Consider the following 15,645-nt stretch of genomic DNA (forward strand, 5'->3'; position numbering starts at 1 on the left):
GTCGGTGGCGTCGGTGGCGTCGGTGGCGTCGGTGGCGTCGGTGGCCGGGGCGCGCGCGCCTTCCCGGTTCGCGGCGTCGGCGTTCTGGTGCGCGCCGCCGGGTACGCCGGCGTCGCCCGCGGGCGCGCTGCCGGGCTCGTCCGCGCTCATGCCGCCGCCTCCAGCGCGTGCCGGACCTGGCTGACCGTCAGCCACGTCGTACCCTCCGCCGGCTCGCCCGCCGGGCTCAGGATCTTCGCCACCTGCGGTGCGAACGACGGCGAGGCGACGACGACCTCGGCGGTCGGCCCGTCGGCGACCACCTCGCCGTCCGCCAGGATCACGACCCGGTGCGCCAGCTCGGCGGCCAGCTCCACGTCGTGCGTCGCCAGCACGATGGCGTGGCCCGCCGCCGCCAGCCCGCGCAGCACGCCGACGAGGCGGGCCTTCGCGGCGTAGTCGAGGCCGCGGGTCGGCTCGTCGAGCAGCAGCAGCCGGGGGCGGGCGGTGAGGATCACGGCGAGGGCGAGCGCGAGCCGCTGGCCCTCCGACAGGTCGCGCGGGTGGGCGTCGTCCGGCACGCCGGGCAGCAGCTCGGCGACCAGGGCCCGGCAGGTGCCCGCCGCGGCCCGCGCGTCACCGTCGGCGGCGGCGCACTCCGCGGCGACGGTGTCCGCGTACAGCAGGTCCCGCGGATCCTGCGGTACGAGCCCGGCGTGCCGCAGGAGTTCGGCCGGGCGGGTGCGGTGCGGCGCGAGGTCCCCGAGCCGTACGGACCCGGCGGCCGGCCGGTGCATGCCGGTGAACGCGGCCAGCAGCGTGGACTTGCCGGCGCCGTTGCGGCCCATGACGGCGACGGTCTCACCCCCCGCGACGGACAGCGACACCCCGCGCAGCACGTCGGCCCGCCCGCGGCGCACGGTGAGCCGCTCGGCGACGGCGGCGGGGCCGGCGGTGGGTTCGAGGGCGGCCCGGGCCGGTGCCGGTGCGGGGGCCCGGTCCGCGGCCGGCGGGCGGGCGGCGTCGGGCCCGGGGGAGAGAGGGGCCGGGGCCGGGAGACCGGCGGGCGGGGGCGCGGTCGTGGACTCGGGTGCGTCGGCGGGCGGTGTAGGGGCCGGCACCGGGAGACCGGTGGGCGCGGTCGCGGTCGTGGGCGGGGACTCGGGCGCGGGCGAAGGAGCGGACACAGGCGCGTCGGCGGACGGCGTACGGGTCGGCGCCCCGCCCGGCCCCGGCAGCCCGCCCGGCGTTCCCGGCGCCAGGCCGACCAGGCGCTCCCGCAGCGGCGCCGCGCGCCGCCGCGCGTCCCGTACGGTCAGCGGCAGCGGGGACCAGCCCGCCAGCCGGCCGAGCGCGACCACCGGCGGCCGTACCGGCGAGACCGCCATCATCTCCGCCGGCGCGCCCGCCGCCGGCGCCGCGCCCGGGGACGGCAGGACGATGACCTGGTCCGCGTACTGCACCACCCGCTCCAGCCGGTGCTCCGCCAGCAGCACCGTCGTACCCAGGTCGTGCACCAGCCGCTGCAGCACCGCCAGCACCTCCTCCGCCGCCGCCGGGTCCAGCGCCGACGTCGGCTCGTCCAGGACCAGCACGCGCGGGTGCGGCGTCAGCACCGAGCCGATCGCCACCCGCTGCTGCTGGCCGCCGGAGAGCGAGGCGATCGGCCGGTCGCGCAGTTCGGTGAGGCCCAGCAGGTCGAGCGTCTCCTCCACCCGCCGCCGCATCGTGTCGCGCGGCAGGCCCAGCGACTCCATGCCGTACGCGAGTTCGTCCTCGACGGTGTCGGTGACGAAGTGGGCCAGCGGGTCCTGGCCCACCGTGCCGACGACGTCGGCCAGTTCGCGCGGCGGGTGCGTGCGCGTGTCGCGGCCGTCGACGGTGACGCGGCCGCGGAGGGTGCCGCCGGTGAAGTGGGGCACGAGCCCGCAGACGGCGTTCAGCAGTGTCGACTTGCCGACTCCCGAAGGGCCGACGAGCAGCGCGAGTTCGCCCTCGGGGACGGTCAGGTCCACGCCCCGGATCGCGGGCTCCGCGGCGCCGTCGTAGACGACGGACACGTCCTCGAAACGGATCACTGGGCGGTCTCCTCGGCGGTTCTCGGATACGGCAGTTCTTTCTGAGCCCGCTGTGCTTGCCGGGCCGGGCCCGGCCGCCGCGGTACGGGCGCGACGAGCGCCGGCAGCAGGCCGAGCAGGCAGCTCGCGGCCGGCCACAGCGGCAGCCCGGGCGCGGTCAGCGGGACGACCGTGGGGTGCAGGGCGTCGGGCCCGTACGAGTTGGCGTAGATCATCAGGCCCCCGACGGCCGCGCCGGAGGCCGCGACCAGCCAGGCGCGCGGGCCGAAGCGGTCGGGCCGGTAGCGGCTGCGCACCGCGCGGCGCCCGCCGAGCCACAGTCCGCCGGCCGCGGCGGCGGCGCCGAGCGCCAGCACGGGCGCTCCGTAGCCCGCGCCGGAGGCGGCGAGCAGCCCGTACGCGCCGGCGCAGACGCCGAGGAGCCCGCCGAGGGTCAGCGCCGCGGTGGTGACCCGGACGGCGCGGGGGAGTTCGGCCGTACGGCCGTAGCCGCGGGCGTCCATCGCGGCGGCCAGCGCCACCGAACGCTCCAACGCGCCCTCCAGCACGGGCAGCCCGACCTGGAGGAGCGCCCGCGGCCCGCGGTCGTCCCGGCCGCGCAGCCGGCGGGCGCGGCGCAGCCGGGCGACGTCGGCGACGAAGTGCGGGGCGAAGGTCATCGCGACGACGACGGCGACGCCGAGCTCGTACAGCGCTGCGGGCAGGGACTTCAGCAGGCGGGCGGGGTTGGCGAGGGCGTTGGCGGCGCCGACGCAGATGAGGAGCGCGGCGAGCTTCATGCCGTCGTAGAAGGCGAACGTGAGCTGCTCGGCGGTGACCCGGCCGCCGAGGCGGACGCCCTGCGCCCACTCGGGGAGGGGGACTTCGGGGAGGGTGAAGAGCGTGTGGGTGCCGGGGATCGGCGAGCCGAGGAACGTCGCGAAGAGGAGGCGGATGACGATGACGAGGAGGCCGAGCTTGAGGAAGAGGCCGTAGGAGCGGGCCCACGGCGCGTCGGTGCGGCGGGCGGCGACGACGTAGCCGGCGACGGCGACGAGGAGGGCGAGGAGAAGGGGGTTGGTGGTACGGGAGGCGGCGGTGGCGAGCCCGAGTGCCCACAGCCACCAGGCCCCGGCGTGCAGGGCGTTGGCGCGGTCGGCGAGCGGTGGCCGCAGGGCGCCGGGGACGCCGGGGGCGGCGGCGGGGTGGACCGGCTTGTGCCGCCGGCCGGCGGGCGGCGGGGCGCCGGCCGTGGTCGGCGCGGTGGCTTCGCGGTCTGCCGCGTCACTCCCGAGGGCCGGCGGTGCGGCGGGGGTGTCCGCCGGGGCGGTACGGGACCGGGGGTCCCCCGCGCCGGGGCCGTCGGCCGCCGCCGCGGGCGTGCCCCGCGCCTCGGTGGCGCGCGGGCGGTCGGGGCGGTCGGGGGCGGCGGGGGTCATGTGCGGCGGCGGCGCAACTGCCAGACCGCGAGGCCGGCGAGGACCGCGACCACGGCGATGCCGCCGACCGTGCCCGTGGACGGGCCGGAGTCGCCGTCGTCGGCGGCTTCGTCGGCCGGGACGGCGTCGACGGTGATCTCGGCGCGCGGCTCGCCCCCCGCGTCGCCGTCGCCGCCCCCGCTGCCGGAGGCCGGCTCGGCGCAGCCGGTGCGCGGGTAGCCGTCGATGGCGCAGAGCAGGCCGTCGGAGTCGTAGCGCAGCGGCTCCGCGACGGCGGCGAGGGCGTCGCCGAGGGTGGCGTCCTCGGGGACCGAGGCGCACTCCGTACGGGCGGGGGGCGGCGTCTGGCCGTCGGGGGCGTGCGCCGCGGTGCCGAAGTCGAGGACGAGGGCGACGCGTTTGCCGCCGTCGCCGGGCTCGGTGCCGCCGCAGATGGCGGCGAAGCCGGCCGCCCCGCGGGGGCGCGGCCCGCCGCCGGACTCCTCGCTGACGGCGAACCGCACGCCGTGCACGTCGCCGTCCGCGGGCCGCTCGATCCCGGGGCCTTTCGTCGCGTAGACCCACGCGTCACCGTCCCGGTCCCAGAAGGACCAGTACCGGTACCCGTCCGCCGCCGGCCCGGCCTGCGCCGCGGGCGCGGCCACCCCGAGGGCCAGCAGCGCACCCGCGGCACCGCCGACGAGCGCCCGCCGTACGGCCCTTCGCGGCGCCGGCCGTCCCCTGCGCGGCGCGGCGGCGCGGGTCATGCGCTCTTCTTTCTGCGGGCGCTCACCAGCAGCCCGATGCCCGCACCCGCCGCGAGGCCCACGCCCAGCAGCGTCCACGTCGCCACGCCCGGGCCGTCGTCGTCCGACGACTCCTCGTCCGCCGCCGCGGTGTCCGCCACCGGCTTCTCCGCCGTCGGCTGCGGTCCTGTGGCGTTGAGGCGGGCCACCAGGTCCGTGTCGCCGGCGAAGGCGCTCGGGTCGGCGTCGACCGCGGCGGCGGCGAGGATGAGGGTGGCCAGGGCCGCGGGGTTCTCCTTCGACCAGGCCAGGGTGCTCTTGTCGCGCTCCAGCCAGCCGTACGGCTCGCGCGCCGCGCTGGCGTGGCCGCCGGCGGCCAGCGCGAGGGCGGCGACCGCGGTGGCGTTGTGGTCGGGACCGTCGCCGGTCATCGCCGGAAGGTGGGCGTCGCCGGCCGCGAGCTTCTGCGCCAGGTACGCCGCGCCCGCCTCCGCCGCCTGCGCGGGCGACGGGTCCTTCGTGCAGGCTCCCGCCTCGACCGGCTCGTCCTTGCCGTTCCCCGCACCGTCCTCCGCCAGGCTGAACCCGAGGCCGTTGCCCGTGCCGGCGAGGACGGCGGCGGCGGTGGCGTAGTCGTTGGGGAACAGCGCGCCGTCCTCCTCCGGCTGGTACGCGTACGCCCCCCGCTCCGCCTTCTTCGCGTCGCAGCCGAGTTGCAGCGCCGCCAGCGCGTCGTACGGATTGCCGCCGTCGGCCGTCGTCCGCTCCGGCCGCTGGCCGACCGCGGCCAGCGCGCCGACGACGACCGCGGTGGAGTTGGCGTCCGTGGGGCCGCCGGGGTTGAAGCCCCAGCCGCCGTCCTCGTTCTGGATCTTCTTCAGCCAGGCCACGCCCTTGTCGATCGCCTGGTGCTCCCCGCCCGCCGCGGTCAGCGCCTGCACCGCCGCCGCGGTGGCGTTGGTGTCCTCGGTGGCCTCGTCGCAGGGCTTGGCGACATCCGCGCGGTACGCGGCGAAGCCGCCGTCCGCGCACTGCTGGCCGGTGAGGAAGGCGACCGCCGCGGGCGCCGGGCGCAACCCCTGGGTGCGCTGGGCGAGGATGGCCAGCGACTGCCGCCAGACGCCGTCGAACTTGGGGTCCGCGGTGCCGTACAGCCCCTCGGGGAGCTTCTTCTGCGCGGGTGCGGCGTGCGAGGCAACGTGCGATGCGGTCTGCGGCGCGGTCTGCGCGGGGGCGGCCGGGGCCGCCGTCGCGGTCGCCGAGCCGGCGACGGTCAGGGGCAGCAGCACGGCGGCGGCGAGTGCGGCGCGCGTGCCGCGGGCGGCGGTCCGGCCTATGGGAGCCATGGCGGAGCGGGGGCCTTTCGTGACGGGGCGGCCGGCACAGCCGGCCGCGGCCGCCCGTCCGCGCGCCGTGCGCGCCGGGGGTGCCGGGCTCAGCTCCGCGTACCGCGACGGACGGGCCCGGGCCGGCGTGGGTGCCGGGCGGGGCCCATGAGCCTGCCGCGCCCCGCGGGTCCTCCGGCTCGCCCGGCCATGACGGCCGCACTCACGGTTGCGGGTCAGCGCCGGATTCGCACCGGCTTCCCCCGAGGGGCACGGTTGAAGTTGTCGCCGCTCACCTTACCGCCCCGTACCCGCGGAGGTCAGCGCCGGTCCCGGGCGGGGGGCGCCTGACGAGGGACGTTGCGTACGGGCCGGCGCTCCCGGATCCGGTGCGGACCTCCGGTACGCACCGCGCCCCCGGCCCGTACCCCCTCAGCAGCAGTCCGGGTCCAGCCCCCGCGGCAGCCCCGCCCCGCCGAAGACCGCCCCCGTCGCCTCCTCGCCGGCCAGGGCCGCGAGCGCGAGCAGCAGCGCCCCCGCCGTCCACGACGTCCGCTCCGCGGGCCAGATCGCGTCGTCCTCGAAGACGTACCCCGTCCAGTACATGCCGTCCTCCGCCCGCAGGTGCTTCAGCCAGCGCAGCACCTCCAGCGCCCGGTCGCCCTGGCCCGCCGCCCACAGCGCGAGCACCAGCTCCGCGCTCTCGCCGCCGGTCACCCACGGGCGGTCGCCGACGCAGCGCACGCCGAGCCCGGGGACGACGAAGCGGTCCCACTCGCGGTCGAGGCGCGCCACCGCGGCCGTGCCGGTGACCGCGCCGCCGAGCACGGGGTAGTACCAGTCCATCGAGAAGCGGTCCTTGTCGAGGAACCGCTCCGGGTGCCGGCGGATCGCGTGCGCGAGCCGGCCGAGGGCCAGCTCCCAGCCCGGCTGCGGCTCGCCGAGGTGCTCGGCGGCGGCCAGCGCGCAGCGCAGCGCGTGGTGGACGGACGACGAGCCGGTCAGCAGCGCGTCCGCGCGGACTTCCCCGTCCGCCGCCTCCCGCTTCCAGCCGACCTGCCCGCCCGGCTGCTGCAGCCGCAGCACGAACTCCGTCGCCCCCCGCACCACCGGCCACATCCGGCGCAGGAACGCCTCGTCGCCGGTGGCAAGATAGTGGTGCCAGACGCCGACCGCGGGGTACGCGCAGAAGTTCGTCTCCCGGCCCCGGTCGGTCGGCCGGTCCGCGTCCCCGTCCGCGTACGCCGCGTACCAGGAGCCGTCCGTGAGCTGGTGCCGGCGCAGCCACTCGTACGCCGCCTCCGCCCGCGCGTGCTCGCCCGCGGCGTCCAGCGCCATCGCCGCCTCGGTGTGGTCCCACGGGTCGAGGTGGTGCCCGCGGAACCACGGGATCGCCCCGTCGTCCCGCTGCACCGCGGCGATCCCGGCGACGGTCTGCGCCACCTCGGCGGCGTCCAGAACGCCGGGCAGGACGAGGAGTTCGGTGCGTTCGGAGCGCGTCACCGGCCGCCCTCGCGGGGCTTGGTCGCGTAGACGACGACGCTCTTGCCGATCACCGGGTCGAGCAGCCGCTCGGCGAGGCGGGTCGCCAGCGGCTTCTTCATGATGTCCCAGACGAGCAGTTTGTGGTACGCGCGCACGGCCGGCGACCGGTCGTTGTCGACGCCGACCGCGCACTTGATCCACCAGTACGGCGAGTGCAGCGCGTGCGCGTGGTGGAGGCCGTACGGCCTGAGGCCCGACTCGCGGATCCTGCCGACCAGTTCGTCCGCCTTGTAGATGCGGATGTGGCCGCCCTCGACCTCGTGGTACGCGTCCGAGAGCGCCCAGCAGACCTTCTCCGGGCCGTAGCGCGGGACGGTGACCGCTATCCGGCCGCCGGGGCGCAGCACGCGCACCACCTCGGCGAGCACGCCCTTGTCGTCGTGGATGTGCTCCATCACCTCGGAGACGATGACGACGTCGAAGGCGTCGTCGGGGAACGGCAGCGCGAGCGCGTCGCCTTCGAGGGCGGTGGCGGTGGCACCCGCCGGGGCCTCGCCCGCCTCTTTCATCGCCGCGAACCAGCGGGCGACTTCGCGGATCTCGCCGCCGTCGCGGTCGAGCGCGACGACGCGGGCGCCGCGCCGGTAGCACTCGAAGGCGTGCCGCCCCGCGCCGCAGCCCAGGTCGAGCACGCGGTCGCCGGGCGCGAGCGGGAAGCGGGTGAAGTCGACGGTCAGCAAGTCTCCTCCGGAGGGGTCGGCGGGAGGCGGCGGCGTGTTGGCGCGGGTGGAGAGGGGAGGGGAGTGCCGGGCGCGGCGACGTTGCCGCGGGGCGGGGGAGTACGGGGGGTGGGGCGGCGGCGCGGCGTCGCGGCGCGGCCGGACGCGGCCCGGCCGGGCGCGCCGCCGTCGCGGACCGATGACCGTAGCCCGCCGCGGCCCGGCGCGGGGGTGACGAGGTCATCCGGCCGTGTCCGGCGATGCGTTGGTGGTGGGTCCGGCCGCCGCGCGCGGTCGCGCGCCGAGGGCCCGGGTGTCACCTGTCACCGCCCGCGGTGGGCAGGCTCGCCCGGGCCGGGCCGGTTGCCGTCCGGGGGCGCCTGCCCGCCGCCGCGGCGTGCGCCGCGATCGCCTCCCGGTAGCGTTCCGCGGTCTGCTTCGCCGCCTGGGCCCAGGTGAAGCGCGTCAGCACCCGCTCCCGGCCCGCCGCCCCCAGGCGGTCGCGGAGGCGGGCGTCGGCGAGCAGCCGGGTGAGGGCCGTGGCCAGGGCGCCCGCGTCGCCCGGCGGGACCGCCAGGCACGTGTCGCCGTCCGGGCCCGCGACCTCCGGGATCGCGCCGCCGGTGGTGGCGACCAGGGGCGTGCCCGTCGCCATCGCCTCGGCGGCGGGCAGCGAGAAGCCCTCGTACAGCGAAGGCACGCACGCGACCTGCGCACTGCGCAGCAGGCCGACCAACTCCTCGTCGCTGACGCCGGTGACGAACCGGATCGCGCCGCCGAGCCCGAAGCGCTCGACGGCCTGCGCGACCGGCCCGTCCTCGGCCCGCTTGCCGACCACGACCACGTGCGCGTCCGGCTGTTCGGTACGGATCTTCGCCAGCGCCTCGACGAGGTGGACCAGCCCCTTCAGCGGCACGTCCGCGCTCGCCGTCGTGACGATCCGGCCCGGCACCCGCGGCACCGCGGGGTCGGGGGTGAAGAGCGAGGTGTCCGCGCCGATCGGCACCACGTGCACCCGCTCCGGCCGCACCCCGAGCTGGTCGGTGATCTGCGTACGGGACGAGCCGGATACCGTCAGCACCGCGGGCAGCCGGCGGGCGACGCGGCGCTGCATGCGCGTGAACCCGTACCAGCGGCGCACCGAGTAGCGCCGCCGCCGGTCGGGCGCGGCGGCCAGCTCCAGGTCGCGGTCGACGGTGACCGGGTGGTGCACGGTGGTGACGAGCGGGGCGCCGAGGGCGCGGGTGCCGCCGAGGAGGCCGTAGCCGAGGGTCTGGTTGTCGTGGACGACGTCGAAGTCGCCGCGCCGGGCGGCCAGATGGCGGCGGGCGCGGAGGCTGAAGGTCAGCGGCTCGGGGAAGCCGCCCGTCCACATCGTGCCGACTTCGAGGAGGTCGATCCAGTCGCGGTACTCGCCGCGCGCGGGGGTGCGGAAGGGGTCGGGCTGCCGGTACAGGTCGAGGCTGGGCAGCTCGGTCAGGGTGACGCCGGGGTCGAGTACGGGGTAGGGCTGGGCGCCGATCACCTCCACCCGGTGGCCGAGGCGGGCCAGTTCGCGCGAGAGGTGGCGGACGTAGACGCCCTGTCCACCGCAGTAGGGGTTGCCCTTGTAGCTGAGCAGAGCGATGCGCAGTGGCACCTCGGCGGTCACGTACGGCCCCCTTCTCACTGCAGTTTCGCCGGAGCGTAACCGCTCGCGCTAATCTAGAACAAGTTTCAGGCGGACGTGCGACGGCTTCGAATCTACCGGTTGGTAGCGACGCCTGTGCGCGCGGTCCGCCGTCGGGGGAAGCACGGCACAGATCGGGACACATGACGACAACATCGAGGGGCGGCGTCCCGGCCGGGCCCGGCCGGGGCCACGGCCGGCGCGGCCCGGGACGGTCGCAGCTCAGCGAGCGGCAGGAGGAGCGCCGCCGCCGCATCCTGAAGGCCACCGCGGAGCTGGCCGCCCACGGCGGCTTCGACGCGGTGCAGATGCGCGAGGTCGCGGAGCGGGCGGGCGTCGCGCTCGGCACGCTGTACCGCTACTTCCCGTCCAAGATCCACCTGCTCGTCGCCACCCTCCAGGACCAGTTGCGGCAGTTGCACGAGACGTTGCGCACGTGCCCGCCGACGGCCGCCGAACCGGGCGCCCGGGTGGCGCAGACGCTGACGCGTGCCCTCGGCGCGCTGCAGCGCGAGCCGCAGCTCGCGGACGCGATGGTGCGCGCGCTGGGCTTCGCCGACCGGTCGGTGCGCCCCGAGGTCGAGGCCGCCTCCCGGCTGACGTCGGCGATCATCCTGGACGCGATGGGCGCCGGGGGCCGGGCGACGCCGGAGCAGTTGTCGGTGGCGCGGGTGATCGAGCACACCTGGCACTCGGCGCTCACCACCTGGCTGTCGGGGCGCGCGTCGATCGCCCAGGTGCGCACCGACATCGAGACGGTCTGCCGGCTGGTCGACGCACCGGCGGACGGGGTGCGCGGCCAGGGCTAGCGACCGCGGCCGGCAACCGCGGAGCAGCGGTGGCCGGGCGGCGGACGGCGCGGGAAACGGGCGGCGGCGGGCGGGGTGTGCGCCCGTAGAGTGCGGCGGCATGAGACTCCCGTACGACCGCTACTGCGGCGAAGTCGTCGCGCAGACCGACCTGCTGCGCCGCACCGTGCGCGGCGCCGACCCCGGCACCCGCGTGCCCACCTGCCCCGACTGGGACGTGGGCGAGCTGGCCGTGCACGTCGGCGGCGCACACCGCTGGGCGGCCGAACTCGTCCGTACGCGCGCCACGGACGAACTCGCGGAGGAGGACGTGCCCGGCTTCACCGGCCCCCGGCCGCGCACGGCCGCCGCGCTCGACGGCTGGCTGGCCGAAGGTGCGGACCTGCTCGCCGCGGAACTGCGCGCGGCCGGGGCGGACGCCCGGGTGTGGACGTGGGCGGCGGAGCGGCGGGCCGCGTTCTGGGCGCGGCGGATGACGCACGAGACGGTGGTGCACCGGGCGGACGCGGAGGGGGCGGCCGGGGTGGAGTTCGCCGTCGCGGCGGACGTGGCCGCCGACGCGGTCGACGAGTGGCTGGAGATCCTGGAGTTCGCACAGCGCGGCGGTGACGCGGACCTGGCGGCGCTGCGCGCCCCGGAACTCGCGGGCTCGGACATCCACGTACACGCCACCGACACGCCGCCGGACGTGGCCGCGGAGTGGCTGATCGAGCTGGGGGCGGCGGGGTTCGGCTGGCGCAGGGAGCACGCGAAGGCGGCGGTGGCGCTGCGCGGGCCGCTGGCGGACCTGCTGCGGGTGCTCTACCGGCGGCTGCCGCCCGACAGCGACCGGGTGGAGGTGCTGGGGGAGCCGGAGCCGCTGAACAGGTGGCTGGCGGCGACGGCTTGGGGCTGAGCGGAGACGGCCGGGGCTGAGGCGGGGGGCCCGGGGCTGCGCGGGCGGCACATGCGGCGGCCCCCGCCCGAGGGTTCGGGCGGGGGCCGCCGGGGGACGTGCCGGGCGCGGCCGGTCAGGCGCCGCGCTGGATGCCCGTGGTGTCCTGCAGCACGCCGCGGCGGCCGTCCTGGGTCTGCGCGACCAGCGCGGGACCGCGCTGGTCCACCGCCAGGTACCAGATGCCCGGGGTCAGCTCGGCGATCTGGGCCGACGAGCCGTCCTCCGCGAACAGCGGCCGGGCCGCCGGCACCGCGAACCAGAACGGTGCGAACGAACCGCCGGCCGGCGCCTGCGGCGCGGCCTGCGCCTGCTGCGGCCGGGCATCCGCCCGCGGGCCGCCCGCGCCGGGACCGGCGCCGAACGGCTGCTGCTGACCGCCGAACGGGGCGCCGCCCTGCGGGCCGCCGGGCTGCGGGGCACCCGGGCCGGGCTGGCCGCCGCCGGGGTAGCCGTAACCGGGCTGCGGCTGACCGCCGCCGTACGGGGCGGCCGGCTGCGGGGCACCCGGGCTGGAGAGCAGGTTCGCCTTGAGCGCCGGGACGGTCTGGCCGAGGATCGCGCCCGCGGTCATCGCGAGGTTGGCGATGAGCCCGAGGATCAGGCCGAGGCCCATGCCGAAGACGTCCGTGCCAGCGGCGTCGTTGGCCAGGTTGCGCGCACCGCCGAAGAGCATGAAGACGGAGCTCAGGAGCGCGGCGGCGGACAGCGCGGTCCCCCACTGGTCGAGCCGGAGCCCGCCGAACTCGCGCTCGCCGGTCTTCGTCCGGCCGACGAAGATGAGCGCCGCGGCGATGATGCCGGTCAGGAATACCGCGGGCAGCAGGGGAAACTGGTCGGAGTCCCAGCCCGTGGGCACGTCCCCGCAGTCGGCCCCGCTGGGGCAGTCAACCGAGATGCTGCCGAGGAACGAGGCGATAATCAGCAGCAGCGCTGCTCCGATCACTACGCCGTCGCCCCGAGTGAGTGAGCGGATGTTCACGAAATGTCCCTTACGTATTGGTCGTTGTCGCTGTTGCCGGTGCAGATCCCTGCCCTGCGGGGCGCGAAATGCCGCCCCATCGTACGGGTCGGCGGATCGGCCGCATCGGGCCCCCTGGCCACGAGTCCCCCTTGTTCCCCCGGTGTGCGTTTCCCGGCCTGTCGGCGGCTTGCGCCTACCCTGCCAGGAAAGCCCCGATGCCGTTCGTGATTCCGAGCGCCGCCCGCTGCCGCCATGCGGCGTCCGTCAGCAGGGCGGCGTCCTTAGCGTCCCGCATGTTGCCGCATTCGATGAAGACTTTGGGCACAGTCGAGAGGTTCAGCCCGCCTAGATCGGTGCGTACCGTGAAGCCTGTGTCGTTGCCCACATAGTTGGAGGGCTTACTTCCGGTTGTCTTCGCGAAGTGCGACTTCACCTCTTCGCCCAGCTTTCGCGACGGCTTCACGATGGCGGTGGTGTCCGCCTTTCCCTCGTCCACCCGGCCCGGCAGGATCACGTGGAACCCGCGGGCGCCGGGACCGTTGCCGTCCGCATGGATGGAGACGACCGCGTCGGCCCCGGCCTTGTTGCCGGCCTCGGCGCGCTCGTCGATGCACGGCCCGTACGCGCGCGATCCGTCCTGCGTCAGCCGCACCTCCGCGCCTTGTGCGCGCAGCAGGGTGCGGGCGCGCCGGGCCACGTCCAGGGTGAAGTCGGCCTCGGCGTAACCGCCGTTGGTGGCGGTGCCGGTGGTGTCGCACTCCTTGCGCACGGTGCCGATGTCGACCTTGCGGTTGATGTCGGCGGCGTGGTCGCGGTTGTTCGGGTTGTGCCCGGGGTCCAGCACGATCACCTTTCCGGCCAGCGGCTTCTCGCCCACCTCCGGGTCCTTCGCATCCTTCGAGTTCTTCGAGTCGTTCGAATCCTCGGGATCCTCGGCGGTGGGCCGGGTCGGGGAGGAGGACGCCGGCGGGGCCCCGCCGGGTTCCCGCCCGTTCGCCGCGGAGCCGTCGCCGTCCACCGACTGCCACACCAGTACGCCGGCGAAGGCCAGCGGTGCCACGGGTGCGAGCAGAAGATAGGCGCGGAGAGGCCGACGGTTCTGGCTGGACATCCGTGCGACCGTAGCAGAATTATCGGGGGCTCAAATTCCGGTGCCGGTACGGCGCAGCACCCTGAGGCTCCCGTGGGCGGCGGTCTCCGCGAACGCCCCGGAGCCCAGCGCGCGCCGGTAGATCCGGTACGGTGCCTGCCCGCCGTCCGCCGGGTCGGGGAACACGTCGTGCACCGCCAGCAGGCCGCCCGGCGCGACGTGCGGGGCCCAGCCCTCGTAGTCGGCGCCGGCGTGCTCGTCGGTGTGCCCGCCGTCGACGAAGACCAGCCCCAGCGGCCGGTTCCACAGCGCGGCGACCCGCGGCGAGCGGCCGACGACGGCGACGACGTGGTCTTCGAGGCCGGCCGCGTACAGGGTGCGGCGGAACGTCGGCAGGGTGTCCGTCAGGCCCGTCGCCGGGTCGACGAGCGCGGGGTCGTGGTACTCCCAGCCGGGCTGCTGCTCCTCGCTGCCGCGGTGGTGGTCGACGGTGACGGCGACGACGCCGGGGCGGGCGGCGGCGCGGGCGGCGGCGGCGAGCAGGATCGTGGAGCGCCCGCAGTACGTGCCGACCTCCAGCAGCGGGAGCCCGAGCCCGGCGGCCTCGGCCGCGGCGGCGTGCAGGGCGAGGCCCTCGTCGCGGGGCATGAAGCCGGGGGCGGCCTCGAAGGCGGCCAGGTCCTCGGGAGACAGGACGCCGGGGGAGAGGACGCCGGGGGAGGGGACTGCGGGGGAGAGGACGTCGGGGGAGGGGTGGGCCGGCTCCATCGGCGGTGCCCTTCTTTCGGTCGGTGGTCGTGGCCGGGGCGGCGCCGCCGGTGCCGCGTACCCGCCCGATCCTCCCCCATCGGCCTACGACCCGAGTCGCATGGTCCGTACACCGATATGCCCGTGCGGGTGTCGGAGGCCGGTGGGATCATGACGCCATGCACCATTCACCACCCGCCACCCGGCCCTCCGCGGCGGGGCGCCGTGCCGCCGCACCGCTGTGGGTCGTCGTGCTCACGGCGTGCGCGGGGCAGTTCCTCGTCGTGCTCGACGTCTCCGTCGTCAACGTCGCGCTGCCGTCCATGCGCGCGGACCTGGGGATGAGCGCGACGGGCCTGCAGTGGGTGGTGAACCTGTACACGCTGGCCTTCGCCGGCCTCATGCTGCTCGGCGGCCGGGCCGGTGACATCTTCGGCCGCAAGCGCGTCTTCGTTCTCGGCCTCGCGCTGTTCACCGCCGCGAGCCTCGCCGGGGGCCTCGCGCAGGAGCCGTGGCAACTGCTCGCCGCGCGGGCGGCGCAGGGCGTCGGCGCCGCGGTGCTGGCGCCCTCCACCCTGACGCTGCTCACCTCGGCCGTGCCCGAGGGCCCCGCGCGGGTCCGCGCGATCGCGACGTGGTCGGCGACCGGCGCCGGCGGCGGGGCGGCCGGCTCGCTCGTCGGCGGGGTGCTGACGGACGCGCTCTCCTGGCGCTGGGTGCTGCTGATCAACGTGCCGGTCGGCGCCGCGGTCCTCGTCTGCGCGGTGCTGTGGCTGGCGGAGAGCCGCGGCGGGCCGCGGCGGCGGCTCGACATCCCCGGCGCGGTCCTGGTCACCGCCGGGATCGGCGCCGTGTCGTACGGGATCGTGCAGACCGAGAGCCGCGGGTGGACCTCGCCCGCCGCGCTGCTGCCGCTGGCCGGCGGGCTGGCGCTGGTCGCGGCCTTCCTGGCGGTGGAGGCCAGGACGCGGGCGCCGCTGATGCCGCTCGGGCTGTTCCGGCTGCGCTCGGTGTCCGCGGCCAACACGGCGATGTTCGTGACCGGCGCGGCGATGTTCTCGTCCTGGTACTTCCTGTCGCTCTACATGCAGAACGTCCTGGGCTACACGCCCATCGAGGCGGGCCTCGGCTTCGTGCCGCACTCGCTGACGATCGTGGCCGCTGCGAAGCTGGCACCGCGGGTGCTGGCCCGTACGGGCGCGAAGGCGCTGGCGATCGCCGGCGTGCTGCTGGCGGCCGGCGGTTATCTGTGGCAGAGCACGGCGGGCGTGGGCGGCGGGTACGTGACGGACGTCGCCGGGCCCGGGATCCTCATGATGGCGGGGGTGGGCTTCATGATCACGCCGCTGGCGCACCTGGCGACCTCCGGGGCACCCGCGGCCGACGCGGGACTGGTGTCCGGGGTGATGAACACGTCGCGGACGATGGGCGGTTCGCTGGGTCTCGCGGTGCTGTCGACGGTGGCCGCCACGCGCATCGGCGGCGAGTCCGGTCCCGCGGTGCTGGCCTCGGGGTACTCGCTGGCGTTCCAGACGGGCGTCGGGATCCTGCTGGGCTGCGCGGCGCTGATGCTCATATCCCTGCCCCGCCCGGCCGCCGTGCCGGAGCCGGCGCGGGCGTGATCCGGGCGGGGGTTCGGGGCGTGGCGGATGCCTTCCCGCGGGCTCGGTACTGCTCTGTGCCCCTCACTACGGCACCCCTGG

General features: G+C 76.6%; 13 protein-coding genes and 1 riboswitch. Of the genes, 3 read left to right on the top strand and 10 right to left on the bottom strand.

What is annotated here, in order from left to right:
• Window positions 1-146: 146 nt before the first annotated feature.
• The 7 genes from O7599_RS29545 to O7599_RS29575 all read right to left on the bottom strand — a co-directional run bounded on the left by O7599_RS29545 (window position 147) and on the right by O7599_RS29575 (window position 9,380).
• Window positions 147-2,057 (bottom strand): ABC transporter ATP-binding protein, encoded by a 1,911-nt coding sequence (locus O7599_RS29545; RefSeq protein ID WP_281618654.1) that lies wholly within the window; start codon window positions 2,055-2,057, stop codon window positions 147-149.
• Window positions 2,054-3,475, bottom strand: a complete 1,422-nt coding sequence (locus O7599_RS29550) for a CbiQ family ECF transporter T component (RefSeq protein WP_281618655.1) — start codon at window positions 3,473-3,475, stop codon at window positions 2,054-2,056. Before O7599_RS29550 ends, O7599_RS29545 begins: the two co-directional genes overlap by 4 nt.
• A complete protein-coding gene (locus O7599_RS29555) occupies window positions 3,472-4,221 on the bottom strand; it encodes an SCO2322 family protein (protein WP_281618656.1) in 750 nt (249 codons plus the stop codon). Before O7599_RS29555 ends, O7599_RS29550 begins: the two co-directional genes overlap by 4 nt.
• The gene (locus tag O7599_RS29560) at window positions 4,218-5,546 is read right to left on the bottom strand and encodes a prenyltransferase/squalene oxidase repeat-containing protein (RefSeq protein WP_281618657.1); all 1,329 of its coding nucleotides are present in this window, start codon (window positions 5,544-5,546) and stop codon (window positions 4,218-4,220) included. Before O7599_RS29560 ends, O7599_RS29555 begins: the two co-directional genes overlap by 4 nt.
• Before the next feature lie 167 nt (window positions 5,547-5,713).
• A riboswitch (cobalamin riboswitch) is annotated at window positions 5,714-5,789 on the bottom strand.
• Window positions 5,790-5,957: 168 nt separating this feature from the next.
• Window positions 5,958-7,028: a prenyltransferase gene (locus O7599_RS29565; protein ID WP_281618658.1), complete on the bottom strand. Its 1,071-nt coding sequence runs from the start codon at window positions 7,026-7,028 to the stop codon at window positions 5,958-5,960.
• Entirely contained in the window at window positions 7,025-7,750 is a 726-nt protein-coding gene (locus tag O7599_RS29570) for a methyltransferase domain-containing protein (RefSeq protein ID WP_281618659.1), read from the bottom strand. Before O7599_RS29570 ends, O7599_RS29565 begins: the two co-directional genes overlap by 4 nt.
• 295 nt (window positions 7,751-8,045) lie before the next feature.
• Window positions 8,046-9,380 carry a glycosyltransferase family 4 protein gene (locus O7599_RS29575; protein WP_281618660.1) on the bottom strand — a complete coding sequence of 445 codons (1,335 nt, stop codon included), beginning with the start codon at window positions 9,378-9,380 and terminating at the stop codon, window positions 8,046-8,048.
• Window positions 9,381-9,541: 161 nt separating this feature from the next.
• On the opposite strand from O7599_RS29575, the gene O7599_RS29580 reads away from it, so the two are divergent.
• Together O7599_RS29580 and O7599_RS29585 are read left to right on the top strand one after the other, a co-directional pair.
• Window positions 9,542-10,207, top strand: coding sequence for a TetR family transcriptional regulator (locus O7599_RS29580; RefSeq protein ID WP_281618661.1), 666 nt, complete (start codon window positions 9,542-9,544; stop codon window positions 10,205-10,207).
• A 100-nt stretch (window positions 10,208-10,307) separates the two neighbouring features.
• Window positions 10,308-11,102 (top strand): maleylpyruvate isomerase family mycothiol-dependent enzyme, encoded by a 795-nt coding sequence (locus tag O7599_RS29585; RefSeq protein ID WP_281618662.1) that lies wholly within the window; start codon window positions 10,308-10,310, stop codon window positions 11,100-11,102.
• Window positions 11,103-11,217: 115 nt separating this feature from the next.
• Here the strand turns inward: O7599_RS29585 and O7599_RS29590 are convergent, their stop codons facing one another.
• The 3 genes from O7599_RS29590 to O7599_RS29600 all read right to left on the bottom strand — a co-directional run bounded on the left by O7599_RS29590 (window position 11,218) and on the right by O7599_RS29600 (window position 13,843).
• Entirely contained in the window at window positions 11,218-12,123 is a 906-nt protein-coding gene (locus O7599_RS29590; RefSeq protein WP_281618663.1) for a hypothetical protein, read from the bottom strand.
• A gap of 175 nt (window positions 12,124-12,298) precedes the next feature.
• Entirely contained in the window at window positions 12,299-13,216 is a 918-nt protein-coding gene (locus O7599_RS29595; protein WP_281618664.1) for an N-acetylmuramoyl-L-alanine amidase, read from the bottom strand.
• Window positions 13,217-13,246: 30 nt separating this feature from the next.
• The gene (locus O7599_RS29600) at window positions 13,247-13,843 is read right to left on the bottom strand and encodes a class I SAM-dependent methyltransferase (RefSeq protein ID WP_281623569.1); all 597 of its coding nucleotides are present in this window, start codon (window positions 13,841-13,843) and stop codon (window positions 13,247-13,249) included.
• A gap of 278 nt (window positions 13,844-14,121) precedes the next feature.
• Between O7599_RS29600 and O7599_RS29605 the strand changes: the two genes are divergently transcribed.
• The gene (locus tag O7599_RS29605) at window positions 14,122-15,564 is read left to right on the top strand and encodes an MFS transporter (protein WP_281618665.1); all 1,443 of its coding nucleotides are present in this window, start codon (window positions 14,122-14,124) and stop codon (window positions 15,562-15,564) included.
• Window positions 15,565-15,645: the final 81 nt, after the last annotated feature.

The organism is Streptomyces sp. WMMC500 (genome assembly GCF_027497195.1).
GTDB lineage: Bacteria > Actinomycetota > Actinomycetes > Streptomycetales > Streptomycetaceae > Streptomyces.